2 protein-coding genes and 1 pseudogene are annotated in these 1,893 nt (G+C 58.8%); all 3 read left to right on the top strand.

The features are described 5' to 3' along the window. Positions 1 to 164: 2-oxo-4-hydroxy-4-carboxy-5-ureidoimidazoline decarboxylase (locus ACIPIZ_RS24280; protein WP_401167939.1), on the top strand; the 164-nt coding region annotated here is incomplete at its 5' end. 87 nt (positions 165 to 251) lie between these two features. After that, positions 252 to 1,247 carry an allantoicase gene (alc, locus tag ACIPIZ_RS24275; protein WP_095120000.1) on the top strand — a complete coding sequence of 332 codons (996 nt, stop codon included), beginning with the start codon at positions 252 to 254 and terminating at the stop codon, positions 1,245 to 1,247. Positions 1,248 to 1,388: 141 nt separating this feature from the next. Then, a pseudogene (locus ACIPIZ_RS24270) lies at positions 1,389 to 1,892 on the top strand (ureidoglycolate lyase). Position 1,893: the final 1 nt, after the last annotated feature.

Raw genomic sequence — 1,893 nt, 5'->3', positions numbered from 1 at the left:
AAGCCAAGTTCAAGTTTCCCTTCATCATGGCGGTAAAAGGCAGCAACCGGCATCAGATCCTCGCGGCGTTCGAAACGCGCATTCACAACTCGCAAGACACCGAGTTCAAATGCGCGCTGGCGGAGATCAACAAGATCGCCCTGTTCCGTTTACTGACTCTTTAGCAAGCCTGGCCCGAGCATGTCAGACGCGGAGAATGCCCAGGGCCTCGCAAGCATCCCCAGCCACTTATTTAAAGGCAGACAAGAAGAATGAAAGCTTACGCCGTACCTTTCGAAAAATTCGTCAACCTGGCCGATGCCCGTCTGGGCACCAAAATCATCTCGGTCACCGATGACTGGTTCGCAGACGCCAATCGTCTGTTCCAACCGACCCCGGCCGTATGGAAGGAGGGCGTGTTCGATGACAACGGCAAGTGGATGGACGGCTGGGAATCGCGCCGCAAGCGCTTCGAAGGCTTCGACAGCGCAGTGATCCGTCTGGGCGTACCGGGCTCGATCAAAGGCGTGGACATCGACACTTCATTCTTCACCGGCAACTTCCCGCCATCGGCCTCTCTGGAGGCGTGCTTCCTGGCCTCGGGCGAGCCTGATGAAAACACCCAGTGGACTGAAGTGCTGTCGGCCGTCGAGCTGCAGGGCAACAGCCACCACTACCACGAAATCAGCAACGACCAAGCGTTCAGCCACCTGCGCTTCAACATCTACCCGGACGGCGGTGTTGCCCGTCTGCGCGTGTACGGTGTGCCGCATCGCGACTGGTCGGCAGTTGGCGACAACGAGCAAGTCGATCTGGCAGCAGCCCTCAATGGTGGCCGCGCCCTCGCCTGCTCCGACGAACACTTCGGCCGCATGAGCAACATCCTCAATCCGGGCCGCGGCATCAACATGGGCGACGGCTGGGAAACTGCACGTCGCCGCACGCCGGGCAATGACTGGGTGATCGTCGCACTGGGTCATCCGGGCGAGATCGAGAAGATCGTCGTCGACACCCTGCACTTCAAAGGCAACTACCCGGACACTTGCTCGATCCAGGGCGCTTTCGTGAAAGGCGGTACTGACAGCCAGATCGAAACCCAGTCGCTGTTCTGGCGTGAACTGCTGCCAAGCCAGAAGCTGGAAATGCACGCCGAGCACACCTTCGTCGAGCAGATCAAGGCGCTGGGCCCGATCACCCACATCCGCCTGAACGTGTTCCCGGACGGTGGTGTGAGTCGCCTGCGTGTACTGGGCAAGGTCGCTAAATAACACCGCAATGATCGTTCCCACGCTCTGCGTGGGAACGCATCACTGGACGCTCTGCGTCCGTTTTGGATGTGACGCGGAGCGTCACGGGCTGCATTTCCACGCGGAGCGTGGGAACGATCACTCAACGAAAAGAAGAACAGCATGCGCACACTAACGATTGAACCGCTGAGCAAAGAAGCCTTCGCCCCTTTCGGTGACGTCATCGAAACCGACGGCAGCGATCACTTCATGATCAACAACGGTTCGACCATGCGCTTCCACAAACTGGCGACGGTCGAAACCGCTCTGCCTGAGGACAACGCGATCATCAGCATCTTCCGCGCCGACGCGCAGGACATGCCGTTGACCGTTTGCATGCTGGAACGCCATCCGCTGGGCAGCCAGGCTTTCATACCGCTGCTCGGCAACCCCTTTCTGATCGTGGTCGCGCCAGTTGGCGATGAACCTGTATCAGGCTTGGTCCGCGCCTTCGTCACCAACGGCAGGCAGGGCATCAATTACCATCGCGGCGTTTGGCACCATCCGGTGCTGACGATCGAAAAGCGGGATGACTTCCAGGTGGTTTAACGCACTGGCACAGGCAAAAACATCGATGAGCATTTTTTCAAAGACGATGAGCCTTTGATCCTCGCCCCCCACCAATAAC

Source organism: Pseudomonas sp. NPDC087690 (assembly GCF_044743175.1).
Classification (GTDB): Bacteria; Pseudomonadota; Gammaproteobacteria; order Pseudomonadales; family Pseudomonadaceae; genus Aquipseudomonas.
The sequence above is the reverse complement of the archived record's forward strand: the minus strand, read 5'-3'. Positions and strand labels throughout refer to the sequence as shown.

What these genes read in the sequence shown, in the direction of transcription:
- alc (WP_095120000.1), top strand. Translation starts at nt 252, where the DNA reads ATGAAAGCTTACGCCGTACCTTTCGAAAAATTCGTCAACCTGGCCGAT.